At 61.2% G+C, this 25,703-nt stretch carries 22 protein-coding genes and 1 pseudogene; 13 read left to right on the forward strand and 10 right to left on the reverse strand.

All coding sequences use genetic code 11. The annotated features are described in order from the left end of the window. Positions 1 to 7 precede the first annotated feature (7 nt). The 3 genes from rsgA to E4U03_RS02950 all read right to left on the reverse strand — a co-directional run bounded on the left by rsgA (position 8) and on the right by E4U03_RS02950 (position 3,139). Positions 8 to 1,096, reverse strand: a complete 1,089-nt coding sequence (rsgA, locus tag E4U03_RS02940) for a ribosome small subunit-dependent GTPase A (RefSeq protein WP_135011501.1) — start codon at positions 1,094 to 1,096, stop codon at positions 8 to 10. Next, on the reverse strand, positions 1,096 to 2,463 hold the full coding sequence (gene aroA, locus E4U03_RS02945) for a 3-phosphoshikimate 1-carboxyvinyltransferase (protein WP_416220605.1): 1,368 nt from the start codon (positions 2,461 to 2,463) through the stop codon (positions 1,096 to 1,098). Before aroA ends, rsgA begins: the two co-directional genes overlap by 1 nt. Positions 2,464 to 2,608: 145 nt before the next feature. Continuing rightward, the gene (locus E4U03_RS02950) at positions 2,609 to 3,139 is read right to left on the reverse strand and encodes a DoxX family membrane protein (protein WP_135011502.1); all 531 of its coding nucleotides are present in this window, start codon (positions 3,137 to 3,139) and stop codon (positions 2,609 to 2,611) included. A 303-nt stretch (positions 3,140 to 3,442) separates the two neighbouring features. Here E4U03_RS02950 and E4U03_RS02955 point away from each other — a divergent pair, with 303 nt between their 5' ends. Then, complete coding sequence (locus tag E4U03_RS02955; protein WP_135011503.1) at positions 3,443 to 4,141, forward strand: sigma-70 family RNA polymerase sigma factor; 699 nt, start codon at positions 3,443 to 3,445, stop codon at positions 4,139 to 4,141. Between the two features lie 14 nt (positions 4,142 to 4,155). Then, positions 4,156 to 4,434 carry a mycothiol system anti-sigma-R factor gene (gene rsrA / locus E4U03_RS02960; RefSeq protein ID WP_135011504.1) on the forward strand — a complete coding sequence of 93 codons (279 nt, stop codon included), beginning with the start codon at positions 4,156 to 4,158 and terminating at the stop codon, positions 4,432 to 4,434. A 55-nt stretch (positions 4,435 to 4,489) separates the two neighbouring features. Here rsrA and E4U03_RS13685 read toward each other — a convergent pair whose 3' ends face one another. The 3 genes from E4U03_RS13685 to E4U03_RS02970 all read right to left on the reverse strand — a co-directional run bounded on the left by E4U03_RS13685 (position 4,490) and on the right by E4U03_RS02970 (position 9,243). Further along, positions 4,490 to 4,564, reverse strand: a complete 75-nt coding sequence (locus tag E4U03_RS13685; RefSeq protein WP_377129465.1) for a 50S ribosomal protein bL37 — start codon at positions 4,562 to 4,564, stop codon at positions 4,490 to 4,492. 158 nt (positions 4,565 to 4,722) lie between these two features. Then, positions 4,723 to 5,322, reverse strand: a complete 600-nt coding sequence (locus E4U03_RS02965) for a GDSL-type esterase/lipase family protein (RefSeq protein WP_135011505.1) — start codon at positions 5,320 to 5,322, stop codon at positions 4,723 to 4,725. Positions 5,323 to 5,496: 174 nt separating this feature from the next. Further along, positions 5,497 to 9,243, reverse strand: coding sequence for a multifunctional oxoglutarate decarboxylase/oxoglutarate dehydrogenase thiamine pyrophosphate-binding subunit/dihydrolipoyllysine-residue succinyltransferase subunit (locus E4U03_RS02970; RefSeq protein WP_135011506.1), 3,747 nt, complete (start codon positions 9,241 to 9,243; stop codon positions 5,497 to 5,499). A gap of 404 nt (positions 9,244 to 9,647) precedes the next feature. On the opposite strand from E4U03_RS02970, the gene E4U03_RS02975 reads away from it, so the two are divergent. The 5 genes from E4U03_RS02975 to E4U03_RS02995 all read left to right on the forward strand — a co-directional run bounded on the left by E4U03_RS02975 (position 9,648) and on the right by E4U03_RS02995 (position 15,018). Then, entirely contained in the window at positions 9,648 to 10,991 is a 1,344-nt protein-coding gene (locus E4U03_RS02975) for a hemolysin family protein (RefSeq protein WP_135011507.1), read from the forward strand. After that, positions 10,988 to 12,073, forward strand: a complete 1,086-nt coding sequence (locus E4U03_RS02980) for a hemolysin family protein (protein ID WP_135011508.1) — start codon at positions 10,988 to 10,990, stop codon at positions 12,071 to 12,073. Before E4U03_RS02975 ends, E4U03_RS02980 begins: the two co-directional genes overlap by 4 nt. 208 nt (positions 12,074 to 12,281) lie before the next feature. Beyond that, on the forward strand, positions 12,282 to 13,241 hold the full coding sequence (locus tag E4U03_RS02985; RefSeq protein WP_135011509.1) for a metal ABC transporter solute-binding protein, Zn/Mn family: 960 nt from the start codon (positions 12,282 to 12,284) through the stop codon (positions 13,239 to 13,241). Between the two features lie 5 nt (positions 13,242 to 13,246). Further along, positions 13,247 to 14,104, forward strand: a complete 858-nt coding sequence (locus E4U03_RS02990; RefSeq protein ID WP_135011510.1) for a metal ABC transporter ATP-binding protein — start codon at positions 13,247 to 13,249, stop codon at positions 14,102 to 14,104. Then, positions 14,101 to 15,018, forward strand: coding sequence for a metal ABC transporter permease (locus E4U03_RS02995; RefSeq protein WP_135011511.1), 918 nt, complete (start codon positions 14,101 to 14,103; stop codon positions 15,016 to 15,018). Before E4U03_RS02990 ends, E4U03_RS02995 begins: the two co-directional genes overlap by 4 nt. Here E4U03_RS02995 and E4U03_RS03000 read toward each other — a convergent pair. The 3 genes from E4U03_RS03000 to E4U03_RS03010 form a co-directional block, all read right to left on the reverse strand. Further along, complete coding sequence (locus E4U03_RS03000) at positions 14,990 to 15,424, reverse strand: Fur family transcriptional regulator (RefSeq protein WP_135011512.1); 435 nt, start codon at positions 15,422 to 15,424, stop codon at positions 14,990 to 14,992. The two genes, E4U03_RS02995 and E4U03_RS03000, sit on opposite strands and share 29 nt — an antisense overlap. A 97-nt stretch (positions 15,425 to 15,521) precedes the next feature. Continuing rightward, positions 15,522 to 16,496, reverse strand: a complete 975-nt coding sequence (locus E4U03_RS03005; RefSeq protein WP_245207652.1) for a FecCD family ABC transporter permease — start codon at positions 16,494 to 16,496, stop codon at positions 15,522 to 15,524. 32 nt (positions 16,497 to 16,528) lie between these two features. Continuing rightward, a complete protein-coding gene (locus E4U03_RS03010; protein WP_245207653.1) occupies positions 16,529 to 17,701 on the reverse strand; it encodes a FecCD family ABC transporter permease in 1,173 nt (390 codons plus the stop codon). Between the two features lie 63 nt (positions 17,702 to 17,764). On the opposite strand from E4U03_RS03010, the gene E4U03_RS03015 reads away from it, so the two are divergent. The 5 genes from E4U03_RS03015 (at position 17,765) to E4U03_RS03035 (ending at position 20,831) form a co-directional block, all read left to right on the forward strand. After that, positions 17,765 to 18,823 carry an ABC transporter substrate-binding protein gene (locus E4U03_RS03015; protein WP_135011514.1) on the forward strand — a complete coding sequence of 353 codons (1,059 nt, stop codon included), beginning with the start codon at positions 17,765 to 17,767 and terminating at the stop codon, positions 18,821 to 18,823. 34 nt (positions 18,824 to 18,857) lie between these two features. After that, on the forward strand, positions 18,858 to 19,508 hold the full coding sequence (locus E4U03_RS03020) for an MBL fold metallo-hydrolase (protein ID WP_135011515.1): 651 nt from the start codon (positions 18,858 to 18,860) through the stop codon (positions 19,506 to 19,508). Between the two features lie 11 nt (positions 19,509 to 19,519). After that, a complete protein-coding gene (locus tag E4U03_RS03025) occupies positions 19,520 to 19,945 on the forward strand; it encodes an HIT family protein (protein ID WP_135011516.1) in 426 nt (141 codons plus the stop codon). A gap of 214 nt (positions 19,946 to 20,159) precedes the next feature. Next, a complete protein-coding gene (locus tag E4U03_RS03030) occupies positions 20,160 to 20,621 on the forward strand; it encodes a hypothetical protein (RefSeq protein ID WP_135011517.1) in 462 nt (153 codons plus the stop codon). A gap of 3 nt (positions 20,622 to 20,624) precedes the next feature. Beyond that, positions 20,625 to 20,831 (forward strand): helix-turn-helix transcriptional regulator, encoded by a 207-nt coding sequence (locus tag E4U03_RS03035; RefSeq protein WP_135011518.1) that lies wholly within the window; start codon positions 20,625 to 20,627, stop codon positions 20,829 to 20,831. 91 nt (positions 20,832 to 20,922) lie between these two features. Here E4U03_RS03035 and hrpA read toward each other — a convergent pair whose 3' ends face one another. Further along, complete coding sequence (gene hrpA / locus E4U03_RS03040; RefSeq protein ID WP_135011519.1) at positions 20,923 to 25,356, reverse strand: ATP-dependent RNA helicase HrpA; 4,434 nt, start codon at positions 25,354 to 25,356, stop codon at positions 20,923 to 20,925. A 158-nt stretch (positions 25,357 to 25,514) separates the two neighbouring features. Between hrpA and E4U03_RS03045 the strand changes: the two are divergent. Continuing rightward, positions 25,515 to 25,685, forward strand: a pseudogene (locus E4U03_RS03045) (HigA family addiction module antitoxin); the annotation flags it as partial. Positions 25,686 to 25,703 lie beyond the last annotated feature (18 nt).

Consider the following 25,703-nt stretch of genomic DNA (forward strand, 5'->3'; position numbering starts at 1 on the left):
GGTGTGTTTAGAGGTCTACGACGCCGAGTTCTTTCTCGGTGTCGCCGGTTTCTTCGTCGACGCGCAGGAGCTTGCGCAGGGATTCGAGGCGTTCTGGGCCTGCGGGGCCGGCCTTGCCCGTTTCGACGTAGGCGGTAAGACCGCAGTCGGGGGCGGACGCCGAGTGGGTACAGCCCTTGGGGCAGTTGGCTGAGCCCGAGGCAAGGTCGGTGAAGGAGGCGACCAGGGTGTCAGGCTCGACATGGGCGAGTCCGAAGGAGCGGATGCCGGGGGTGTCGATAATCCAGGTGCCGGGGGCTGACTTCTGGGGCTGGAGGGCCAGGGCTGAGGACGAGGTGTGGCGGCCGCGCCCGGTCACGGCATTCACGTGGCCAGTGGCGCGTTCTGCCCCGGTCAGGGCGTTGACCAGGGTTGATTTGCCTACACCGGAGTGGCCCAGGAGCACAGAGACCGAGCCGTCGAGATACTCAGAAAGCTGCTCAACTAGAGTGGTGTCGAGCCCTTCGGAGCCTTCCTCGCTGGGGGCCCGGCCGTCCTTGGACTTAGACAGCAAGATGGTGAGCTCAAGGTCTCGGTAGTAGTCCAGCAGCCATTTAGGGTGTTTGAGGTCGGTCTTGGTGATGCAGAGAATGGGGGTGAGCTCAGCGTCGAACGCGGCTGCCAGGGACCGGTCGATAAAGCCGGTGCGGGGTTCGGGGTTTTCTGCGGCGACCACGATAACCAGGTTGTCGGCGTTGGCAACGACGACGCGCTCGACGGGGTCGGTATCGTCGGCGCTACGGCGTAGCAGGTTGGTGCGCTCCTCGATGCGGACGAGGCGGGCTAGAGTATCGGGCTTACCGCTGGTATCACCCACGAGGGCAACCTTGTCACCCACCACGATGGGGGAGCGGCGTAGCTCTCGGGCGCGCACGGCGGTGACGACCCGTTCGCTGCCCTTGCCCTCATCGAGGATAGCGGTGTAGCGCCCCCGGTCTACGGTGATGATACGGCCGATTTCGGCGTCCTTGTGGGCTGGGCGGTCCTTGGTGCGGGGGCGGGAGCCCTTCTTATTGGGGCGGACGCGCACATCGCTTTCATCCCAGGAACGGCGCATTAGGCGGCACCTGCCTGCCACTGACCCAGCATGTTCTGCCACAGCCCGGTGAAGTTGGGCAGGGTCTTGGAGGTGGTCTCGACGTTCTCAACCACGATGCCCGGCACCACCAGACCCATCACGGCAGCGGCGGTTGCCATGCGATGGTCGGCGTAGGTACGCATGAGGGCCCCGTGAGCTACAGGGGCGGTGACGCGAATACCGTCCGCAGTTTCTTCGGCTGAACCGCCCAGGCGGTTAATCTCGTCGGTCAGGGCGGCAAGCCGGTCAGTTTCATGGCCACGCAGGTGGGCAATACCGGACAGGACGCTGGTCGCCGGCGAGAGAGCGATGAGGGCAGCAACGGTGGGGGCCAGTTCACCGGCCTCGGCCAGATCTAGCTCAACACCCGGCAGGCCGGACGCCGCGCCGCCGGCAGGGCCGGTGACGGTCAGGTTTCCGTCGGCTAGCTCCGCCCGAGCCCCGAAGAGCGGCAGAATCTTTCGCCAGTGGTCCCCACCCTGGGTAGTGGACTCGGGCCAGCACGGAACCGTCACCGATGCCCCGGTGGCTACCGCAGCAACCAGGAAAGGCCCAGCATTAGAAAGATCGGGCTCAACGGTGACCTCAAAGCCGGGGAAGCCACCGGGGGCAACAGTCCAGGTATCGATGCCGTTGAAGTCGACGCTAATACCGAGCTCACGCATGGTCTCAACGGTCATCTCAATGTGGGGCATCGAGGGCACCGGGCCACCCTCGTGCCGCAGCACCAGACCCCGCTCAAAACGGCAGGCAGCCAGCAGCAGGGCAGAGACAAACTGGGAAGAACCCGAAGCATCAATGGTCAGCTCGGGCACCTGCACCGAACCGGCAGAAACGACGGTAAAGGGCAGGGAGCCGCGACCGGCGTCCTCAACCTCAACCCCCAGGCCCCGCAGGGCCTCAATCACCGGCAGCATGGGGCGTACCCTGGCATGCTCATCGCCATCGAAATGGAAAGTACCGGGCAGCAGGGCAGCAACCGGGGGTACAAAACGCATGACGGTACCCGCCAGCCCCACATCAATGGATGCCGCACGGGCAGCGGTCGCAGAAAAATCTAGGGGGGTCACCCGCAGGTCAGGGCCAAAGGCATTACCGGTTTCAATCTCTTCAAAACGGGCACCCAGGGCAGTCAGCGCGGCCACCATCAGCTGCGAATCGCGCGAATGCAGGGGAGCATGAATCACCGAGGGGCTGTCCGCCAGAGCCGCCAGCAGCAGGTAACGATTGGTGAGCGACTTAGACCCGGGAATCTCCACCCGGGCATGGGCACCGCCGGGCACCGTAACGGTGGGCGCTAGCCAGTCTCCATCGGCCACTAGGGGCCGCTTGGTCGCATCAACCACAAATAAAACCTACTTCGGAATCAGTTACTACGGTGTACTCCCTCCCTATTTTAGGTGGGCGGGGCAGCAAACAAGAAAACCCCGCACCGATATGATGCGGGGTTTATCGAAAGTTCACGGGGTCTTACACCCGGTAGGAGCCAGCTTAGGCGAAGAGGTCCTCAACCTTTTTCTGGGCGTCAGAAGCGGCGTCCTGAACATCGGATGCCAGCTGATGGGACTTCTTAGCTACCTGATCACCCAGCTTGGAAGCTCGCCAGGCTAGTGAGGGGTTACCGTCGGTATCAACAGCTGAGATAGCAATAGCGCCCAGCAGGGAGCCATTGAGCACAGCAGCATTACGGCGGGCAGTCTTCTCTTCCTTAGTCACAGCCTCGGTAGCGCGGTACTCAACGTAGGAGTTAATAGCACCGGTAGCCAGCAGGACGCTCGCAGAAAGACGGGGCAGCTTGCCCAGGGCAAAGAGGGCACCGGCAGCTACCTGAGAGCCAGCCAGAGCCTGACCCACCAGCTTCTCCTGGCCACGCAGCACAGAAAGCTGAGGGGCAGAAGTCGCAGCCAGGTTAACCACCTTAGCCAGGTGCTTGGACGATTCGGGGTCACGTAGACGGTCAACACCCGAGATAATAAAGCTTGAAGCCAGCAGAGGGCGAGCAAAACGGCGAACCAAAGACATGAGTTCCTCCTTCACGGGGTGCGAGGCCCCTTTGCGGTGTATCACAGATACCTAACACTACTAAGTATACATATAGACCGGCGGGTTCAGCCACTTTACAGCACCACCAGTGCAAAATTACTCTGGTGCTGGGGAATAAACTCGTCTCTCTGTCGTTACGCATGACGAGATTTGTTCAAGGTTTCGCAGGCTCACGCTCGCTGTGAGCCTGTTCAACCAGTACAGGTCTCGTTGTACTCGGCGCGTAGCCGCGCCCACTGGCAGGTACAGTAAGACAAAAGACCACAGCACACCTGGAGGGAAATGACAGCCACGCCCCCGGCCCCCAGCACTGAACCTGCGCCGACCACCGACGTCCTCGCCCCCGAAGGCAACGAACCCGATGTGCGCTCCCGCGAAACCGATGCCGAGCGCAAAGCCCGTTTCGAACGAGAAGCCCTGCTGTACGTAGACCAGCTTTACGCAGCCGCCCTGCGCATGGCCCGCAACCCGCAGGACGCCGAAGACCTCGTCCAAGAGGCCTACACGAAAGCCTTCTCCGCCTTCCACCAGTACAAGCCCGGAACCAACCTCAAAGCCTGGCTCTACCGCATTCTCACCAACACCTACATCAACGTCTACCGCAAACGCCAACGCGAGCCCTACCAGGCCAATACCGACACCGTCGAAGACTGGCAGCTAGCCCAGGCTGGAGCCCACGACTCCAAGGGCCTACCCTCTGCGGAAAACGAAGCTCTCGCTCACCTGCCCGACAGCGATATCAAAGAGGCCCTGCAGTCCATCCCCGAAGACTTCCGTATGGCCGTCTACTACTCCGATGTCGAAGGGTTCTCCTACAAGGAAATTTCCGAGATTATGGACACCCCCATCGGCACCGTCATGTCCCGCCTGCACCGGGGCCGCAAACTGCTCAGAGACAAACTCACCGACTATGCCGCCGAACGCGGCATCAAAACCACGACCACCGGCAAGGCCGGCGCCCGCCAAACCGCTAGGGCCTAAGAAAGGAGCCACCAATGACCACCGTACACAACCCGAGCCCTTCTACCCCCTGCGAAGAGCGCCTGGCCAAAATCTACACCTACATTGACGACCCACTCAGCTGCCAGGACCTCGAAGAACTCCAGGCCCACCTGGCCGAATGTGAAACCTGCGCCAAGGAATACGACCTAGAGTGCATTATCCGCCAAGCAGTGCGCCGCACCTGCAAGGAGACCGCTCCTGTCGACCTCAAAAGCCGTATCCGTGCCTGCATCGACGATATCCATACCGGAGGGTACCCGGCAGCTAGCTAGCCAATAACAAAGGGCCCCTGCTCGCTTCTGCGAGTAGGGGCCCTTGTTGATTGCCTTATGAGTTGGGGCGCTTACCGTGGTTAGCGCCACCCTTACGGCGATCCTTACGCTTGCGACCGCGCTTGCTCATGAGAGCCTCCTTGATCAAGGTGGAGTGCCCGTCAGGATAACGGAACACAAATGGTCGATAGCACCTTGGAACAGGCACTTCTCACTATTTTCGCATACCTTGGCTAGCTTTGCACACCCCGGGTTAGTCACAGGGGTAGGCACCGGTCAGGGGCTTCCTTAAACGGGCTCTGAAATCTGAAGCCAGTTGTACCAGCCGCGGTGCAGAACCAGCCAGGCGATCAGGCCGTAGCCGGACTGGCCGGGGCGACCGTCGTTCGCTGCCAGGTCATTGCGCCACTGCTCGTGGTGCAGCAGGGGGTTGAAGGTATCGACGTAGACGTGGTTACGGCGGGTCACCACATCGGCGTAGGCTGCTGACAGGTCGGCAATCTTGCGGTTGCGCTCGGCATCAAGAGTGGGCGGGGGGCCAACAACCAGAACCTTCACATTGTTCTGGGAGGCCATATCGACCATGTTCGCCAGGTTCAGGCGGGAGCGGGCGCTGGTGAGGCCCAGGTCGATGTCGAAGGTTGAGGGGGCAATGACCAGGCGGTTTTCGTGGCCCTGGGCAAAGCGGCGGCTGGCTTCTTCAAACCAGCGAGCGTTGAGCTGTTCACTGCCCTCGCCGGGAGCTGCCAGATTATAGGCAGAGATAGAGGCAGAGGTCTGAGGGGTACGCGCCATAACGCGCCCGAACCACCCGAGGGTGCGGGGATCCCCGACGCCTGCGAGCAGATCATCGCCAACGGCTACAAGTCGAATTTTTCGCTGATCCACGTGTTTCTTTCTACAAGGTTGAGGGCTAGGTCGCCCCGCAACGATGGTCTCGTTCGTTCTGTACCAGTCTAAACCCTGGAACCTGCCAGCGCACGGTGGGCGCACCGCAAACAGGCAGCGCCCGAATCCTGACGGGCAAGATTCGGGCACTGAGAGCTGAGCAATCGCCCTGCTTTAGCGGTCGAATACCTCGGAGATGAGGTTATCGAGCTCGCGCTGGTGACGCTTACCGGTACCGGCTGCGGGGGAAGCAGCTGCCGGGCGGGAAATCAGCTTCATACGGTAGTCAATCTGGGGGAGCAGGTTGACCGCCATGAAGGGCCACTGGCCCTGGTTGGCAGGTTCATCCTGAGCCCAGACCAGTTCTGCATTGGGGTAGGCAGCAATCTGCTCCTTAATCTCTGCGGACGGCAGGGGGTAGAGCTGCTCGACTCGCACAATTGCGGTGCTCTTATCGCCGCGCTTAGCGCGCTCTGCTTCCAGGTCGTAGTAGAGACGACCCGAGACGAAGACCAGGCGGGTCACGTCAGCGGGGTTCAGGTTACCCTGGTCCTCGATGATGGGCTTGAAGCTACCGCTGGTGAAATCTTCAACCGATGAGGCAGCAGCTTTGAGGCGCAGCAGCTGCTTGGGGGTGATAACAATCAGCGGCTTGTGCGGGCGGGAGTGGGCCTGGCGGCGCAGCAGGTGGAAGTGGTTAGCCGGGGTCGAGGGAACAGCAACAGTCATGTTGTTCTCGGCGCACAGCTGCAGGTAGCGCTCCATGCGGGCCGATGAGTGGTCAGGGCCCTGGCCCTCAAAACCGTGGGGGAGCAGCAGAACCAGTGAGGAGCGCTGGGCCCACTTCTGCTCTGCTGACGAGATGAACTCGTCAACGATGGTCTGGGCGCCGTTAGCGAAGTCGCCGAACTGGGCCTCCCAGAGTACCAGGGAGTCGGGGCGCTCGACAGAGTAGCCGTACTCGAAGCCTATGACGCCGTACTCGGAGAGCAGGGAGTTGTAGATGGAGTACTTGCCCTGGGTTTCTGAGAGGTTGGCCAGGGGGTTCCACTCTTCGTCGGTCAGAGAGTCGTGCAGCACGGAGTGGCGCTGGACGAAGGTGCCGCGCTGGACGTCCTGACCGGTCAGGCGCACATCGCGACCTTCCAGCAGCAGGGAGGCGAAGGCAGCAAGCTCGCCGAAGCCCCAGTTGATGTCGCCCTCGGTCGACATCTTGACGCGCTGTTCAAGCAGCTTCTTGAGCTTCTTGTGCACGGTGAAACCCTCGGGAATCTTGCCGAAGGCCTGGCCGATCTGGGCCAGGGTCTCAGCGGAGATAGCGGTCTCGCCGGCAACGTGAACGGAGTCCTCATTCTGCTGGGCAGCAGGGCGCTCGATGTTAGAAACAGCGGCGGCGTCTGCGGTGACCAGGGGAGCGGAGGACGACTGAGCCTCGTGGGTCTCGGTGAAAATCTGCTCCAGGCGGGACTGGTAGTCCTTCAGAGCGCGCTCGGCCTCGTCCTGGGAGATATCGCCGCGGCCGACCAGGGCCTCGGTGTAAATCTTGCGGGTTGAGGGCAGCTCCTCAATTTGCTGGTACATCTTGGGCTGGGTCATCGAGGGGTCGTCTGCTTCGTTGTGACCGCGGCGGCGGTAGCAGACCAGGTCGATGACGACGTCCTTGTTGAAGGCCTGGCGGTAGGCGAAGGCGATGGAGCCTGCGCGGACGACGGCCTCGGGATCATCGGCATTCACGTGCAGCACGGGAGCCTGGATCATGCGGGCGATGTCGGTGGAGTAGGTTGCGGTACGGCCATCGCGCGGGGTGGTGGTGAAACCCACCTGGTTGTTGACCACGATGTGTACGGTACCGCCGGTGGTGTAGCCCTCAAGCTTGGACATCTGCAGGGTTTCCAGCACGATGCCCTGGCCAGCGAAGGCCGCGTCACCGTGAACCAGGATCGGCAGTACGGGGTAGTTGCCGATGCCCTGTTCAGCCAGGGTGTCCTGCTTCGCGCGGACGATACCTTCAAGCACGGTGTTGACGGCTTCAAGGTGGGAGGGGTTGGCAGCAAGGTAGACCTGGATCTGGTTGCCGTTGTGGGAGGTGAAGATACCCTCGGTGCCCAGGTGGTACTTGACGTCACCGGAGCCGCCGGTCAGGCGGGGGTCCATCTGGCCCTCAAATTCACGGAAAATCTGGGCGTAGGACTTACCGGCAATGTTGGTCAGTACGTTGAGGCGGCCGCGGTGGGCCATGCCAATGCCGACGCCCGAGAGGCTGGCGTCCGCTGCCTCAGAGATAACGGAGTCCAGCAGGGGAATTAGGGATTCGCCGCCTTCTAGGGAGAAGCGCTTCTGGCCCAGGTACTTAGTCTGCAGGAAGGTTTCGAAGGCCTCGGCCGCATTCAGGGTGCCCAGCACGCGGAACTGCTCGTCGCGGGAGGGCTTGGTGTAGCCGTGCTCCAGACGATCCTGGAACCACTGGCGCTCTTCGGGGTTCTCGATGTGCATGTACTCCACACCCAGGGTGCGGGTGTAGGCCTCGCGCAGCAGCTCAAGGATGGTGCGCAGGGGCAGGGATTCCTTTTCGCCAAAGCCACCGGTGGGCCAGTAGCGGTCAAGATCCCAGAGGGTCAGGCCGTAGTTCTCCAGACGCAGGTCGGGGTGGGAGAGCATCTGGTAGCCGATGGGGTTGGTCTGGGCAATCAGGTGGCCGCGCACGCGGAAGGCGTGAATGAGCTGCTGGATGCGGGCAACCTTAGAAATCTCTGATTCGGGGTTGACCTGGTTATCGCGGGCCCAACGGACGGGCTCAAAGGGGATGCGTAGGTCCTCAAAAATCTGGTCGTAGAAGCCGTCGCCACCGAGCAGGTAGTGCTCCACAATCTTGAGGAACTCGCCGGAACCTGCACCCTGAATGACACGGTGGTCGTAGGTGGAGGTGAGGGTCAGAATCTTGGAGACACCGTTGCGGGCGATGACCTTTTCTGACGTACCGCGGTACTCTGCGGGGTAGTCGAGGGCACCTGCGCCGATGATGGCTGCCTGGCCCTTAGAGAGACGGGGGACGGAGTGGACGGTGCCGATACCGCCGGGGTTGGTGAGCGATACGGTGGTGCCGGCGAAGTCCTCAACGCCGAGCTTGCCCTCACGGCCACGCTTGACGATATCGTTGTAGGCTTCCCAGAACTCTGAGAAGGAAAGCTTCTCAGCACCCTTGATGTTGGGTACAACCAGGTTGCGGGATCCATCGGGGCGGGGAAGGTCGATGGCCAGGCCGAAGTTAACGTGGGCGTGCTGGATAGCGGCGGGCTTACCCTTGGCGTCCTCACCGTAGCTGACGTTCATGGAGGGGAAGGCCGCAAGAGCGCGGATAATGGCGTAGCCGATGATATGGGTGAAGGAGACCTTGCCGCCGCGGGTGCGGGCCAGGTAGCTGTTGATTTCGGTACGGTTATCGATCAGCAGCTTGGCGGGGATAGCGCGGACTGTGGTTGCGGTGGGTACGCTCAGTGACTCGTCCATGTTGGCCGCTACTGCCTTGGCGGGGCCGCGCAGGGTAACAATCTGGTCTTCTTGGGGAGCGTCGCTCACGGGTTCTTCCTTCGGGGTGGCGGGCTTGGTCGCTGAGGGGTTGCTTGCCTTGGGGGCTGCCTGCGGGGCTGACTTGGGGTCAGCTTCAGGGGCAGGAGTCTTGGGAGTGGAGGGGACGGGGGCCTTGACGGGCTCTTCCTTGGCCGGTGCGGACGCTGCAGCGGGCGCCGGTGCCTGCTGCGAGCTGGGTGCGCTGCCGGTTGTGCCTGCCCACTGATCAAACAGGGGCCACCACGTCTCGTCGACTGAGTTGCGGTCTTGCTCGTACTTTTCAAAGAGCTCTTCGACGAGCCACTCGTTACCCGCGAACTCTTCGGGAACAATATGTTCTGGCTGGTTTGGCACTTCTCTTACGCCTCTTCCATCTCTTGTGATTGCTGGGTGCCAAAACCGCTTTTGGCACGAGGTGGGCGGGCATCGTACACTACATTGGGCGCGTGATGTACCGCATATCTTTGTCTAGTTTAGAAGTGTTTTGGGGGTTCGTCCAACGCACTACTTTCTATGACATCTCGCCGTGAGACTGTCTGGCAGAAACAGGCTGGCATTTCGCAGGTGGTGAAAGGGAGCCCACTGAGTAAACCGCTCGATATTCGCTAGAATTGACCACTATGGAAGACCCTTCTAGTTGCTGCGCATCTTCGCAGCCCTCACGAGCGCTTTGGCGCACATTATTCTTTAACCCAACCGCGGGCGTCCGCATCTCTGGCAACCCGCGCCCAGCCCAGCAGGCGGTGAGAGCCTAAACCATGGAATGGCTCCTGCTTCTCATTGGCTTTGCCCTGATTCTGGGCACCGGCTTCTTTGTGGCCGTAGAATTTTCGCTGGTAGCTCTTGATCAGTCCAAGGTCCAGCAAGAAATTGATAGGGGAGACGCCGCAGGTGAACGAGTGCTTGCCTGCCTCAAATCCCTCTCAACCCAGCTATCGAGCTGCCAGCTGGGTATCACCATGACCACCCTGCTTACCGGTTACACCCTTGACAGCGGTATCAACGCCCTAGCCGGCGACACCATCGCGTCCTGGGGGCTTGCCCCTTCTGTGGCCTCGGCGCTCACCCTGATTTTCTCTATGGGTATCGCCACCTCGCTCTCCATGATTATCGGCGAGCTGGTACCCAAGAACCTGGCGATTGCCGAGCCCTACCGCGTGGCCCGAACCCTGGCCTCGGCCCAGCTGCTTTTCACTAAGGTGATGGGCCCCATCGTCCGCACCGCTAACGGGTCAGCAAACTGGGTGCTCCACCGCTTTGGCATGGAAGCTAAGGAAGAGCTCTCAGCAGCCCGTTCACCCGAAGAGCTTTCCTCGATGGTGCGCCGCTCAGCCGACCTGGGCACCCTGGACTCCGACACCGCCCGCTTCGTCGATAAGACCCTCTCCTTCGCCGAGCTCACCGCAGCTGACGTCATGACCCCCCGCCGCAAGGTCATCATGCTCGAAGACACCGCTCCGGTCAGCGACGTCATCGAGCTGGCCCGCACCACCGGCCACTCCCGCTTCCCCCTCTACCGGGAAGACCAGGACAACATCGTGGGTGTCGTGCACGTGAAGAAGGCTGTGGGCCTTCCCCTCGATAAGCGCGACACGCTGGAAGCCGGAACGCTCATGGAGGATGTGCTGCAGGTACCCGAAACCGTGCACCTGGACTCTCTGCTCATGCAGCTGCGAGAGGGCGCCCTACAGCTTGCCGTGGTGCTCGACGAATACGGTGGCACCGCAGGCATCACCACCCTTGAAGACCTGGTTGAAGAAATCGTCGGTGAAGTCTCCGACGAACACGACACCAACTCCTTCGACGAACGCCCCCTGCGCGTGGGCAGCGGCGACTACATCTTCTCGGGCCTACTCCGCCCCGACGAGGTCAAGGACTACATCGGCACCCTCGATGTGGACGATGACCCCGCCTACGAAACCATGGGCGGCTTCATGATGGACCACCTGGGCCGAGTCCCCGAAACCGGCGACGTGGTGCCCGTTGAGGGCGGGCGCCTGCGCGTAGAAAAGATGGAACAGCGCCGGGTTGACCGCATCCGCTTTATTCCCGAAGCCCTCACCATAGATGACCTCGCCGCTCGAAAGGAGGGGGCCCAATGAACGACTGGGTAGCTATCTCCCTGCTCTTTGTGCTCCTTGCCGGTAACGCCTTCTTCGTGGCCGGTGAGTTCGCCATTATGTCGACCCGCCGCTCCCAGATTGAGCCGCTGGCTGAGACCGGTAATAAGCGCGCGGTCACCGTACTTTATGCGCTGGAGAACGTCTCGCTCATGCTGGCTACCTGCCAGCTGGGTATTACCGTCTGTTCCCTGCTGATTCTGAATGTTTCAGAGCCCGCCCTGCACCACCTGGTGTCTGCACCCCTAGAAAGCTGGGGCATCCCTTACGAGGTGGCTAGCGCTGTAGGCTTTGCCTTCGCGCTAATCCTGGTGACCTACCTGCACGTTATCTTCGGCGAGATGGTCCCCAAGAATATGGCGGTATCGCTGGCTGCCCAAGGCGTTGCTCTGTGGATTGCCCCGCCCCTGGTCACGGTCTCGCGGGTGCTCAAGCCCCTGGTGGGCTTCCTCAACTGGATTGCCAACCACACCCTGCGCCTGATGAAGGTAGAACCTAAGGCGGAGGTTGCCTCAACCTTCACCCTTGACGAGCTGCAGAATATCGTGGCCCAGTCAACGGCAGAGGGCACGGTTGAGGACGGCTCGGGCGTGCTGTCTGGCGCTCTGGAATTCAGCTCGAAGACCGTTGCTGAGATTATGGTGCCCGGCGACAAGCTGGTGACCATGAACTTCCCCTGCACCCCGGCCGAGCTGGAACGGGCCGTTGCTCACACCGGCTACTCCCGCTTCGTCATGAAGGACGAGCAGGACGGCACCTACATGGGCTACCTGCACATCAAGGACGCCCTGGTCTACGAGGCTGATCGCATGGACCAGCCTATTGCCTGGAGCAAGCTGCGCCAGATGTCAATCGTCAAGCCCGACACCGACATCGATGACGCCCTGGCCACCATGCAGCGCAACAGGGCCCATGTCTCTCACGTGGTTGACGCCCAGGGCCAGAGTGTTGGTGTGCTCTTCTTAGAAGACATCCTGGAAGAGCTGGTGGGTGAAATTAAGGACACCACCCAGGAGCACGTGCGCCGCCGCGAGGAGGCCGCTTCAAAGCACAGCGCCGACTAGCTTCCTCTAGCTAGCTACCGGTTTCTGCCGGTGCGCGGACGTCCGCCCCACCTTTCCTGCCCCGTGGCAGGGAGGGGGCGGGCGCCCTTTTATTTCTAGCGGGGAGCGGGTGTGATGCGGTGTACCTGCTTTTTATTTGCGAACCGTTCGCAGAAAGGAGTAGGCTGGTAGAAGCCCTAAACCTAATCCCAGACCAAAGGACAGCGCCATGCGAAAGATTTTCCCCACCGTCTCACTGCTTGCTGTATCGGCGCTGGCCCTCTCTGCTTGCGGGTCAAGCGGGACGAGCGCGTCCTTGTCCTCAAACGACGGAACCCTGCAGGTCGTCACCACCACCGACGTCTACGCCGATGTAGTAGCGGCAGTCGGCGGCGATAAGGTAGAGGTCACCCCGCTCATTGCCTCAACCGCCGTGGACCCCCACTCCTATGAAGCCACTAGTCAGGACCGCCTGACCGTGAAAGACGCTGACCTGGTTGTCGTCAACGGCGGCGGCTACGATACCTTCCTCACCGAAATGGCCGGCACCGATAACCCCGACCAGATTGTGGTGAACGCGGTAGAGCTCTCGGGCCTCTTTAGCGCCGACGACCTGGCCCACATGACAGAAGAGCACAGCACCACCGGTGAAGACCACTCTGACCACGTGCACTCCTACAACGAGCACGTCTGGTACGATCTGGACACCATGAAGAAGGTAGCTGACCAAGTAGCAGCCGACCTGGCTGGGCTCGACTCCGCCAACGCGGACGCCTACACCAGCGCAGCTGCAGCCTTCTCCACCGATGCTGACCAGCTACTTGACCGTCTCAAGGCTATTGACACCGAAGAGCGTACTTACCTGGCGACCGAGCCGGTCTCGGGCTACATGCTGGAGGACGCCGGCTTCACCGACTCCACCCCGGCAGATTTGACCGCAGCGGTCGATAGCGAAAGCGATATCGCCCCCCTGACCCTGCAGGAAGCCAAGGACGCCCTCACCGGCGGTAGCATCGACCTGCTGGCCTTCAACGAGCAAACCCAGACCACCCAGACCACCGAAATCTATACCTTCGCCCAGGAAGCCGGAGTTGCCAGTGTCTCCTTCACTGAGACCCTGCCCGAGAACACCGGCTACATGGACTGGATGACCCAGAACATCGACAACCTAGAAAAGGCAGTAGCATAAAGCCTATGGCTCACCCTTCTACCCAGCTCGCCCCCGCCCTTACGGTGACCGGGGGCGGGCTTTCCTTTGGCCACCGCACCCTGTGGCAGGACCTCAATCTCACCGTCGAACAGGGCGAATATTTTGCCGTCCTGGGCCCTAACGGTTCGGGCAAATCGACCTTTATCAAGGTCATCTTGGGTCTGACCCAGCTGAGCGCCGGCAAAATTTCGGTTCTGGGTGCCCCTGCGCGCCTGGGGAACCCCGGCGTCGGCTACATTCCCCAGCAGAAGGCGATTGGCACCGAGATGCCCCTGCGGGCCCGCGATTTTGTGGGGCTGGGGGTGGATGGCCACCGCTGGGGCTTCCGCGTGAAGAACCGGGCCTACCGGGAGAAGGTTGACTCCCTGCTCGATGCGGTCGGCGCCAGCGACTACGCCAACGTGCCGGTGGGGCTTCTATCGGGCGGCGAGCAGCAGCGCCTGCGTATCGCCCAGGCCCTTGCCAACGACCCCAAGATTATCCTGGCAGACGAGGCCCTGCTCTCCCTGGACCTCAACCACCAGTACGCCGTCTCAGACCTGATTCACCGCTACAACCGGGATCACGGAGCCACGGTCGTTTTCGTGACCCACGAGATCAACCCAATTATCGACCATGTAGACCGCCTGCTCTACCTCGCGGGCGGACGCTTCACCGTGGGGTCGGTGGAGCAGGTCATGCGCAGCGAGGTGCTCACAGACCTCTACCAGACCCCGGTATCGGTGATACAAACCAACGGCCGCTACGTTGTGGTGGGCGGCGAGTACGGGGAACACCACTGTGCCCTAGAAACCAACCACCCCCAGCTACTTGCACCTGCGAAAGGGGCAGATAACCGATGACTTTTGCGGACTTTATGGGCAAGGTCTTTGTCTTTGACCGCTACGGTGAGCTGGTGGCCCTGCTGAGTCAGTCCATTATCGCCGGGGCTATTTTGGGTGTGATTGGTGGCTTTGTAGGGCTCTTTGTGATGCTCCGCCGTCACGCTTTTGCGGTGCACGCCATCGCCGAAATGTCCTTTGCCGGGGCTGCCCTCTTCTTGCTCTTGGGCTATAACGTGGTCACCGGTTCCTTGGTGGGCTCCATTATCTCTGCCCTGCTGATTGCCCTGATGGGCGCCCGGGCTCACGAAAACGATTCGATCATCGGTGCCCTGATGCCCTTTGGTCTGGGGCTGGGAATCCTCTTCCTCTCCCTCTACTCGGGCAGGGCAGCTAATAAGTTCTCGTTGCTGACCGGTCAAATCGTTTCGGTTGACTCTGCCCAGCTGACCTCTATGGTCATCGGCGGGGTGGTGATTATTGCGGCTCTGGCTATCATGTGGCGGCCGCTCATGTTCGCCTCTCTTGATCCGGTGGTTGCCTCAGCCAAGGGGGTGCCGCTGAAGGCCCTTTCGATTGCTTTTATGATTGTGCTGGGTATCGCCACCGCCCTGTCGGTGCAGGTGGTGGGCTCCCTGCTGGTTCTTGCCCTGCTGATTACCCCGGCAGCGGCAGCCCTGCAAATCACAGCCTCACCCCTGCGCGCCCTGATTCTTTCAGTGCTCTTTGCAGAAACAGCCATGGTGGGCGGTATTCTTCTGGCCCTGGCAGGTTCCCTGCCCATCAGCCCCTACGTGACCACCCTGTCCTTCCTCATCTTCGTGGTCTGCCGCCTGGTGCGAGCCGTCCGCCAGCGCTACTCAGCCTCGGGGCGCGTCCGCTCCTCATCTGAAGCCGCAGCAGTACCTAGCCCTGCTGGTGGGCAGAGCAGCTAGAGCAGACCCCGGTAATCTCAATGACGTGCTTGACCTCGGTGTAGCCGTTCTTTGCCGCAATCGCCAGGGCTAGCTCTTCAAGCTCAGGAATCTCAAATTCCCGGGCAGCCCCGCAGATACGGCAGAGCAGGTGATGGTGGTGATGCTCTGAGTCGCAGCGGCGGTAGATAGCTTCGCCGTCCTCGGTCTTGAGGGCCTCTACCTCACCGGTGCCCACCATGGACTGCAAAAGACGGTAGGTGGTTGCCAGCGACACCTTATCGCCGCGCGAGAGCATGAGCTGGTGCAGGTCTTGAGCAGAAATAAAGTCTTCGAGGGTTTCGAGGGTTGTGGTGACTGCCCGGCGCTGTTTAGTGTTGCGAATTTCGGTGGGCTTGCTGGCTGACGACGCTGAGTTGGTGTTCACGGGTCATTCCCTCGTCTAAAATCGGTCTCTCTCTGTGCCTACTGTACACCAGGTTTCCCGGGGCAGATACGGCCCTCACGCGGGGCGAAAAGCAGCGCTAGCGGTGAGGTCTAGCCAGCAGCCAGAGCAGGTAGGCGCCGCCCAGGGCACCGGTCACTAGCCCCACCGGCAGTTGCACCGGGGCAAAGAGATGCCCCGCCCAATAATCGGACCAGGCAAGGAGGACCGCGCCCAGCAGGGGCGACTGCCACAGGGCAGCTCCCGGGGTGGCCCAGAGCCGTCGAGCAATCTGCGGTGCCACCAGGGCTATGAAGCCGATGGGCCCGCCCAGGGCAATAGCACCGGCTGTCAGCAGTACAGCCAGGGCAAGCAGCAGATAGCTGGTGCGGGTGACAGGAAGACCCAGGGCGGCGGCGACGTCATCGCCGAGCTCTAGGATGCGGACGCTGCGGGCAGCTAAGAGGGCAGGGGCCAGCAGGAGGAGCAGGGTAAGCGCTATCGGCCCGGTCTGCGACCAGGTCAGAGCACTGAGGGAACCGTACTGCCAGGTGCGGGCTACCTCGGCGGCTTCAAGGTCTGCCCGAGTCAGCAGATAGTCGTTGACCGAGCCCAGCATCGCTCCCAGGGCTATACCCACTAAAACGAGTTGATGGGCTAGGCTCCGGTTGCCACAACGGGCAAGACCCAGGGCTACCGCTGCGGTGAGAAAGCCGCCAATGAGGGCTCCAGAAGCAACCCCGATGCCGGGCGACCCCGATTCAGCAGCTGGTACCACCAGCATGATAGTGAGAGCACCCGTAGCAGAACCCGTTGTAAAGCCGATAATATCGGGGCTCCCTAAAGGGTTGCGAGAGACCGACTGGAAGACCATACCTGCCAAACCCAGGGCCGCACCGATTGTAAGTGCCGCCACCAGCCGGGGCAGGCGCTGGTTGAGCAGGATATGGGTATCGAGTTCGCTGCCCTGCCCCGCTAGCGTAGCTGCAATCTGGGGCAGCGACAGGGAATAGGTGCCCGTGGTCAGCGCCAGCCAGGCTACACCGCACAGCAGAAGCAAAATACCAACAGTCACCAGACCGGTCCTTGATTTTAACGCGTGCTGTTTCATGCTCGGTCCCCTTCCTGCCTGCTGCCCAGCACCCCAACCTGCTGCGAATACCGACTTAAACGGCGGGCAGCGGGGCAGGAGCGGGGGCGCTCGCGGCGTAGCACCAGTATCAGAAGCACGGGAGCACCAATCAGGGCGGTGACGATCCCGACCTCAAGCTCGGCAGGGGCCAGCACGAGCCGACCGATCACATCGGCTATGAGTACGAGCAGCGCCCCAAAGAGTAGAGAGAGCGGTAGCACCCGCTTGATGCTGCTGCCCACCAGCAGGCGAAGGGCATGGGGAACCACCAGGCCCACAAAACCAATGGGGCCCGCAAGGGCGGTAGCCCCACCGCAGAGCAGGGTGATGGCTAGCAGGGTCAGAAGTCGCACCTGCCCAACGGGCACCCCCAGGGCAGCCGCGGCGTCCTCACCCATGAGCAGGGCATCGAGGGGCTTGATGACGAGCATGCCTAGCACGAGGCCCAGGACGATAAGCGGCGCTACCGCTCCCACCTGCTCGTAGGTGCGTTCGGTCAGCGACCCCACGACCCAAAACCGGTGGGAGTCGAAGGCAGAAGAATTGAACATGGTGATACTGCCGGTGACGGCTCCGGCGCAGGCGCTCAGAGCTAACCCGGTCAGTAGAAGGTGGGCCAGCGGGTCGGTGGAGGGAGAATGCCTTCCCAGACCAATCCAGCCAACCAGCAGGGCAGCTCCTGCGGCCCCTAGACAGGCCAGCCAGAGTCTACCGCTGAGAGAGCCTATGCCGAGGACGGCAGCTCCAACCACCACCGCCAGGGCGGCCCCGGCGTTGACCCCGAGCAGACCCGGCTCCGCCAGGGGGTTGCGGGTGAGGGACTGCATAAGCACCCCGGCAACCGCCAGACCCGACCCCACCAATAGCGCTGCCAGAGCCCGCGGAAGGCGCAGCTCCCAGACAATTACCGAGGCTACTGAATCGTCAGGGGAAACCAGAGCCCTGATGACATCGGGCAGGGGCAGCGCACGGGACCCCAGCGCCAGGCTGATCGCCAGCAGAAGACCTACCAGGGCTAGCCCAAGAACGATGAGAAGAAAGAGCGTAAGGACGCCTGCGCCCGACCGAAAGTGCTGGGTTCGGGCTGGTACTGAGGTAGGGGAGGCGCCTGCCAGCGGACGCCGGTGGGCTGGGAAAAGTGGGGGCACGGTAGCGTTTCTCTAGGTGAGACGGGAATTTGAAATTTACTTAGGCTAGCCTATCTTAAACCTATGGCTACTCTGACTTCAAAAACAGCACGCACTATCTCACTATGCGCAACCCTCACCGCCCTGGCTCTCACCTCAGCCTGCGGTAGCAGCTCAACCACCTCCGAAACCAGCTCGTCCTCAAGTTCGAGCGCCGCGGCGTCCGCAAGCTCCACCACAGAAGCCGCCTCGGCCCCCACCGCCCTGCCCGACGGCATGGGCGCAAGTGAAGCCGACGGCGTCTTCCCCCGTACCGTCACCCACTTCGGCGGCCAAACCACCATCGAAACCCAACCCCAGAAGGTCGTGGTGCTCTCCACCGGCCAGCTCGATGACGTTCTCACCCTTGGGGTTGCCCCCATCGCCTCTACCACCGCGACCGATGCTGAGCTCGTCCCCTCCTACCTGAGCGAAGAATACGGCGATGACTTCTCCAGCCTGAACGACCTGCAGACCGTCGGTACCCGCAAGGCCCCCGACACTGAGGCAATCGCCAACCTTGCCCCCGACCTGATTCTCATTAACTCCACCAATAAGGACGAAGCCCTGATGGAATCACTACAGGCTATCGCGCCGGTAGTGGTGACCGAAGGAACCGGCGTGAACTGGAAACAGGACTACTTGCTCATCGCCGCAGCTCTGGGCAAGACCGAGCAGGCCCAGGCTGACCTCGATGAATACACCGCCCGCGCAGCAGCCCTGGGTGAAAAAGTCGATGACTCCACCACCTTCTCCTTCCTGCGCTACACCTCCGATCGAACCCGCATCTGGGGCGTCTCAAGCTTCGTGGGTTCTATCGCAGCGGACGCAGGGCTAGCCCGCCCCGAGTCCCAGACCTTTGCTGATACCTCCCAGGACATCTCTGCCGAACAGCTTGATCTGGCCGACGGCGACTACCTCTTCTACGGTGCCCAGGGCGGAGACGGGGCGGGGCTAACCGATGCCGCCCTCTGGTCCAGCCTGGGCGCGGTTGCAGCTGGCAAGGCCTACCAGGTGGACGATGAAATGTTCTTCCTGAATGCCGGCATGACCGCGGCTAACGAAGTGCTCGACACTCTCGAAGAAACCGTCAGCTCCAACTAGTCTGACTGTGGTGGGAGCTACTAGGGTGGTAGGTATGAAACTTACCAAATACACCCACTCCTGCGTCAGGCTCGAAAAGGACAGCGCCGTGCTGGTGCTCGACCCCGGAAACTTCTCCGAGGTCGAGCAGGCACTGGACGGGGCCCACCATATTCTGGTCACCCACGTGCACCCTGATCACTTCGATGAGGGCAAGATAGTTGCTTTTCTGAGGGAGAACCCGCAGGTAACCATTCACGCCCCTGCCGCTGTCATTGATAGCGTTCTTGCGGCCCTACCCGAGGCCCACGCGCAGTCTGTAGAAGCTGATGGGGAGCTGACCCTCTCGTCCTTCTCTATCAAAACCTTCGGTGGCAACCACGCTGTCATCCACCCCCTGCTGCCGGTGATCGATAACGTGGGCTACCTGATTGACGATAACCTCTTCCACCCAGGGGATTCTTTTGTGGTGCCCCACGGCATTGAGGTGGGCACTCTGCTGGTGCCGATTCATGCCCCATGGAACAAGATTCAGGAGGTCATTGACTTCATTATCGCTGTGCGTGCCCCGCGGGCCTTCCAGATTCATGATTCACTGCTTGCCGAAAACGGTCGAAACATGATCATTGGCCATGCAACCAACTTTGGTCAGAAATACGGCACTACCTTTGAGTACCTGGCTCCTGGCCAGTCTGTAGAGATTTAGGAGTAAGCCCCATGAGCACTGTTTTTACCAAGATTATTAACCGAGAACTGCCCGGCCGTTTTATCTGGGAGGATGAGCAGGCAGTTGCCTTCTTGACCATCGAGCCCTTCCAGTATGGCCACACCCTGGTGGTTCCCAAGGCTGAGATTGACCACTGGGTTGACCTGCCCGAGGAGCTCTCTGTCCACCTCTTTGACGTGGCTCAGAAGGTATCGAAGGGCCTGATGAAGGCTTTTGAGCCCACCCGCGTGGGCATGATTATTGCCGGTTTTGATGTGCCCCATACCCATATTCATGTGTGGCCCGCTGTTGACCAGAGCGAGTTCACTTTTGAGCAGGCTAACCGTAACCCCGATGTGGCTGTCATGGACGAGGCTGCTGAAAAGCTGAGGGCAGCCCTGACCGAGCTGGGCTACGGCGACTCGGTAGCTTCCTAGCCCCCGCCAGGTAGGTACCATCTACATCAGAAAAACCCACCAACGAGGTGGGTTTTTCTGATTTTTATGGTCTTTTCTGGCGTAGTGGCTGAGTGTCTGTGGTGTGCGGGCCGTCGTCCTAAAAATAAGTAAAGTGTGCTTGACATAACTTCGTGCCTGTATGTAAAGTTTATTTCACATCAGCTGTAAAGTAACCTTTACATAAGGAGGTAATATGAGCATCGATAAGACCCAAAGCACCTGGGGCCGTTCTCGCTTGGGCGGTAGCCAAGCAACCTTGATACTTGCCAGTATTCTGGGCGCAACTGTACTGGCCCAGCTGCTGGCCTGGGGTATTATCGCCCTTCGGTCTGAGCAGGTCACCTGGTGGTGGGTGCCGGTTGCCTCGTTAGCTTTTATTCCGGTGTTAGCCGCCACCTTTTGGGCGCTTCTGGTCGACCGAAACACTATCAAAGGAGCCACCCGCAACCCAGAATCCAGCATCGAAAATCACTGGTACGGAAAGGCAACAGAAACTACCTTTCACCTCATGATTGCAGCGATGGGACTGGGTGCCGGAGCTTTCGCTATCTTCGACTGGCAGGTATCGCCATCCATTCTGCTGACGTCCGTCACCCTGCTGGCCATGATGGTCTTCCTTGTGAGCTACCAGGTCTATAAACGTAAGGGTGCATAGGCTGTGCAGAACCAGCTCAAAGAACTACGCGCTGGGCGGGGCTACTCCCAGCAGCAGCTTGCCGACGTACTCGGTGTGTCGCGTCAGACTGTCATCTCAATTGAAAAAGGACGCTTTGACCCGTCCTTGCCCCTGGCCTTCCAGCTCGCTGAAGTTTTCGGTTGCCGGATCGAGGATATTTTCTTTCCCATTGCACCCGAGAACAACTAGAAGAGAGAAATGACCAGGAAAATCGGAAAAACCCACCAATGAGGTGGGTTTTTCTGATTTAGATGGTACCTAGGGCAAGGACGGGCGGAGCCTAGGCGTTCTTGAAGGCCTCCATGGCCTCACGCAGGGCTTTAGCCACCCGCTTCTCACTGACGGTGTAGGCGGTGCCGAGTTCCTGGGCGAAGAAGCTCACGCGCAGTTCCTCAATCATCCAGCCGATCTGCTCCAGCTCGGGAGTCGGCACCGTGCCCCCTGGCAGGGACTGCATAGCCTTATCGTAGGCGTCCTCAAGTTCCTGCACGGTCAGCATGAGTTGGTTATCCCGGTTGACGTTGGGCCCCAACTTCTCAATGCGCTTGGAGATCGCCTTGAGGTAGCGGGGCAGATGGTGCAGCTGAACCGCACCGGTCTCCGTCACAAACCCCGGGTAGACCAGGTTCTCCAGCTGGCTCTTCATGTCGCTCATGGCGTGAATGACCGCAAGCGAGGTGGACTTCTTAATGAGCTTCTGCACCTTAGCTGTTTCCGACAGAATATCGGCCACCAGCTTGGTCATCACGAAGACCGTGTCGATGAGCTCAGCCCGCACGCTGTTGAACAGGGCAGTGTACTCCGCCCTAGTAAAAGGCGGGGTAGCGGGTACCAGCTGGTCAATAGCGGCTACCGTGCAGTCACTAATGAGCGCGTCAATTGACCCGTGGGGGTTCTGCGTAAAGACCAGCTTTTCGCGGTTGTTCAGGTGCTCAGAGACGTAGCGCTCGGGTGAGGGGGCATTGAGCTTGAGCAGGCGGATGACGCCGCCGCGCTGGGCCCGGGTAGCTTCAGCCTCGGTGGGGAAGACCCGCACAGCAACGGATGCCCCCTCATCAACCAGGGCCGGGTAGCCTGCCACCGTCTGGGTGGCAATGACGCGCTCGACCTTACGGGGTAGATCCTGCTCCGGCCAGTTCGTCAGGCCCGAGACCTCCCGCACGGCTTTACTGCCCGGTACCTGCGCCGGGGCGGACGCTGGTGCCCCCTTGGCCTCTGCACCCCGGCTCCCAGCCCCGCTGGGAGCTGCAGAAGGCACAGAGCCGCCGAGGGCGTCCTGCCCCTTCTTGCCACCAGCAGCCATGGCTGCCATCTTGCCCATGGCCTCGGGGCTAGCGCCCAGAGAAGCTGCCAGGGCAGAGCGAATCTCGGCGTGCAAAAGACCCTGGAGTTCGACGAGGTCTTTACCTTCGCCCAGAATCTTATTCTGGTGGTTGCGCACCTGGAAGGTGAAGCGCAGATGCTCGGGTACCGCATCCCAGTTGAACTCGGCCGGATCGACCACGTGCCCGCGCAGGCGGCGCAGCACCAGGGCCAGGGCCTCAGTGAGGGAATCAGTAGCGGGGGAATAGTCAGCGTTGAGCTTCTCAACGGACTGACGGGCAACGTCCGGTGCCGGAACAAAGTTCTTGCGAATCTGCTTGGGCAGGGACTTAATCAGGGCCGTCACCAGTTCCTCCCGCAGACCCGGAATGAGCCACTCAAAAGGAGCTGGTTCAAGCTGCCCTAAGAAGAGCACAGGAACCTGCACCGCGATGCCGTCCGTCTGTGTCTGGGACGAGCGCACCCCACCAATCTGCACACTGGGGGCGTACTCGTAGCGCAGGTCAAGAGCTAGCTCCCCGCCGGAAGTGCGGGCTGCCCAGGTACGGGGGAAGAGAGACTCATCATAATCGGCGGCCTCTTCGTCAATCAGGTTTTCGGGGGTGAAATCCAGCAGGTGTTCGTTGACCCGGCGTTCCTCCTTCCACCAGCGGTCAAAGTGGCGTTCAGAGACAACGTGCTTGGGTATGCGGGCGTTGTAGAAGTCGAAGAGGACAGAGTCATCGACCCGCAGGTCGCGGCGGCGTAGACGAGCCTCAAGCTCCTCAACCTCAGCCAGAGCCTTCTGGTTGCGGGCAAAGAAGCGGTGGCGGGTCTGCCAGTCGCCCTCTACCAGGGCAGATTGAATGAAAATCTCGCGGGCAACTACCGGGTCAACCCGCCAGTATTGGATACGCCGGTCGGCAATGATGGGCAGCCCAAAGAGGGTGACCTTCTCATGGGCCAGCACCGACCCCTGGCGGGCAGACCAGTGCGGGTCAGAATAAGAGTGCTTGAGCAGGGGCCCAGCCAACTCTTCCACCCACTCTGGCTCAATCTGCGCGTTCACGCGCGCCCACAGGCGAGACGTCTCTACCAGCTCAGCAGATACCAGCCAGACCGGGTTCTTCTTAAAGAGGGCAGATCCCGGGAAAATCGCGAAGCGGGTACCGCGCGCGCCCCGATACTCGTGGCGGTTCTGCTCATCCTGTATGCCGATATGGGACAGCAGACCTGAGAGCAGCGACTTGTGCACCTCGGTCTCACTGGCAGCCGGGTCAATATCGCGCCCGCCCTCAACCGTAATACCGGCCGAGCGGCCAATCTCCCGCAGCTGGGCAAAGAGATCCTGCCACTCACGAATACGCAGGAAGTTCAGGTACTCCCGGTGGCACATCTTGCGGAACTGGCTCGATGACAGTTCGGCCTGCTTCTCATTGATGTACTGCCACAGCAGCAGATAGGAGGTGAAGTCTGACTTCTCATCCTTATAGCGGGCGTGCAGGGAGTCTGCCTCACCCCGGTGCTCGGCAGGGCGCTCGCGGGGGTCATGAATGGTCAGGGCTGCCGCCAGCACCATGATTTCCTTGGCAACGCCCCGCTTGGAGCCCTCCACAATCATGCGGGCTAGACGGGGATCAACGGGCAGAGCTGCCATGGCGCGCCCGGCGGCAGTGAGCGGTGAGGACGGATGCCGCCCCCCTCTACCGCGTGCCCCGCGCGTATCGCGGGGGAGGGCGTCCGCCCCTTCACGGCCGTGGGTAGCAAGTGCCCCCAGCTCTCGCAGCAGGTTGACGCCGTCGTTGATAGCGCGGGTTTCGGGTGGCTGAACGAAGGGAAACTTCTCAATATCGGCGGGGGACTTGACCACGCCGATAGCGGTCATCTGTAGAATGACCTCGGCCAGGTTGGTGCGGAGAATCTCGGGGTCGGTGAACTCGGCCCGGGCCTGGAAGTCCTCTTCGGAGTAGAGGCGGATAGCGATACCGTCGGAGACACGGCCACAACGGCCCGAGCGCTGATTGGCTGAGGCCTGCGATATACGCTCGATGGGTAGGCGCTGCACCTTGGTCCGCGCGGAGTAACGCGAGATTCGGGCGGTACCGGTATCGATCACGTACTTGATGCCGGGCACAGTCAGGGAGGTTTCAGCCACGTTGGTTGCCAGGACGATGCGGGGCCGGCCACCGGGTCTGAAAACCCGGTGCTGCTCAGCCATCGACAGGCGGGCGTAGAGGGGCAGCACCTCGTAGTCGGCCAGGCGGCGGGTGGATCGCACCATATCCTCGATAGCGTCGGCCGCGTCGCGGATTTCACGCTCGCCCGAGAAGAAAATCAGAATGTCGCCGGGGGGCTCTTCGGAAAGCTCCCGGATGGCGTCGAGTACGCCCTCAATCGGGTCGCGGTCGTCGTCCTCGAGGCCGCCACCGGCGTCCGCTTCATCCTCCCCGCCGTCGCCGGTGCGCGCCTCGCTGAGGGGGCGGTAGCGGATCTCGACGGGGTAGGTGCGGCCGGAGACCTCAATGATGGGCGGGGCATCATCGGGCAGGGCTGCCTCGGCGATTTCTTTTTCTTCGGGGCTCAGGCTGTCATCGACAACGCCGACGCCGGGCACAAAGCTGGGGGAGAAGTGGCGGGCGAATCGCTCGGGGTCGATGGTGGCTGAGGTAATGACGATTTTCAGGTCGGGGCGCTGCGGCATAATGCGCTTGAGATAGCCCAGAATGAAGTCAATGTTGAGGGAACGCTCGTGGGCCTCATCGATAATGATGGCCGAGTACTGGCGCAGTAGCCGGTCGTTCTGAATTTCGGCCAGCAGAATACCGTCGGTCATGAGCTTGATAGCGGAGCCTTCGCCCACCTCTGCGGTGAAGCGCACTTGGTAGCCCACCGTTTCGCCGATTGTCTGCCCCAGTTCTTCGGCGATGCGTTCAGCCACCGATCGGGCAGCCAGACGGCGGGGCTGGGTGTGGCCGATCATGCCCTTTTCCGCCAGACCCAGTTCAAGGAGCATCTTGGGGAGCTGGGTGGTCTTACCCGAGCCGGTTTCACCCGCGACGATGGTGACCTGGTTGTCGCGAATGGCTGCCATGATGTCGTCTCTGCGGGCAGAGACGGGCAGGGCTTCGGGGTAGGTGATGGTCTCGGGTATCAGCGGGGTGTAGGAACGGCGCTGGTTCGGTTTCTTCCCGGCCTGCTTGCCTCGGGGGCCTGAGCTGCGGCCGCGACGCTGGGAGCGGGCGGGCACGTCCGCCCCCTCACGCGGGCCGGATGCCTTCTTCCCCCTACCGCCGTGCTTTCCGGCGGTCTGGGGTTCGGTGGGCTCGGATGCGCGGACGCCCGCGCCGTGCATAGCAGCGGCGATAGCGGAAAGGGGCTGGGCAGGAGTGCGGGAAGAATCTGAACTAGACATACTGCCCTCTATTTTAGGGCAGAGCTGGCACGAACGGTCAGGTTTCACTGGGCGCGTGAAGCCTATCGACTATAGTCGACAAAAACTTCAAACTTTCGCAGATTGAAACACGGAGAAGCTAGCCCAGCGCCAGCGGGTTCCCGTTTTTGACACGCGTAATTGTGCATGGTAGGCGAGCAGTAACAGCTGATACAGCGGCTCGGCTGTCTCGTTATTTTGGCACGAGCGCTGAGTTTTGGCTCAATCTACAGGCCCGGTATGAGCTAGATATGCTTGAAGAAACAAAAGCTGAGACTTTGGCAGCTATCGTTCCATTGAACGCTGCCTAGAGATGGGGACACCCCGCC

The sequence above is a fragment of the Rothia nasimurium genome, from assembly GCF_004569295.1.
Classification (GTDB): Bacteria; Actinomycetota; Actinomycetes; order Actinomycetales; family Micrococcaceae; genus Rothia; species Rothia nasimurium_B.

Excerpts from the sequence above, each read along its gene's own strand:
- rsrA (WP_135011504.1), top strand. The coding sequence starts at position 4,156 with ATGACCACCGTACACAACCCGAGCCCTTCTACCCCCTGCGAAGAGCGC.
- E4U03_RS02990 (WP_135011510.1), top strand. The coding sequence starts at position 13,247 with ATGGCTCACCCTTCTACCCAGCTCGCCCCCGCCCTTACGGTGACCGGG.
- E4U03_RS02985 (WP_135011509.1), top strand. The coding sequence starts at position 12,282 with ATGCGAAAGATTTTCCCCACCGTCTCACTGCTTGCTGTATCGGCGCTG.
- E4U03_RS03030 (WP_135011517.1), top strand. The coding sequence starts at position 20,160 with ATGAGCATCGATAAGACCCAAAGCACCTGGGGCCGTTCTCGCTTGGGC.
- E4U03_RS03025 (WP_135011516.1), top strand. The coding sequence starts at position 19,520 with ATGAGCACTGTTTTTACCAAGATTATTAACCGAGAACTGCCCGGCCGT.
- E4U03_RS02955 (WP_135011503.1), top strand. The coding sequence starts at position 3,443 with ATGACAGCCACGCCCCCGGCCCCCAGCACTGAACCTGCGCCGACCACC.
- E4U03_RS02995 (WP_135011511.1), top strand. The coding sequence starts at position 14,101 with ATGACTTTTGCGGACTTTATGGGCAAGGTCTTTGTCTTTGACCGCTAC.
- E4U03_RS02950 (WP_135011502.1), bottom strand. The coding sequence starts at position 3,139 with ATGTCTTTGGTTCGCCGTTTTGCTCGCCCTCTGCTGGCTTCAAGCTTT.
- E4U03_RS03015 (WP_135011514.1), top strand. The coding sequence starts at position 17,765 with ATGGCTACTCTGACTTCAAAAACAGCACGCACTATCTCACTATGCGCA.
- E4U03_RS02975 (WP_135011507.1), top strand. The coding sequence starts at position 9,648 with ATGGAATGGCTCCTGCTTCTCATTGGCTTTGCCCTGATTCTGGGCACC.
- E4U03_RS02980 (WP_135011508.1), top strand. The coding sequence starts at position 10,988 with ATGAACGACTGGGTAGCTATCTCCCTGCTCTTTGTGCTCCTTGCCGGT.
- E4U03_RS03020 (WP_135011515.1), top strand. The coding sequence starts at position 18,858 with ATGAAACTTACCAAATACACCCACTCCTGCGTCAGGCTCGAAAAGGAC.
- hrpA (WP_135011519.1), bottom strand. The coding sequence starts at position 25,356 with ATGTCTAGTTCAGATTCTTCCCGCACTCCTGCCCAGCCCCTTTCCGCT.
- rsgA (WP_135011501.1), bottom strand. The coding sequence starts at position 1,096 with ATGCGCCGTTCCTGGGATGAAAGCGATGTGCGCGTCCGCCCCAATAAG.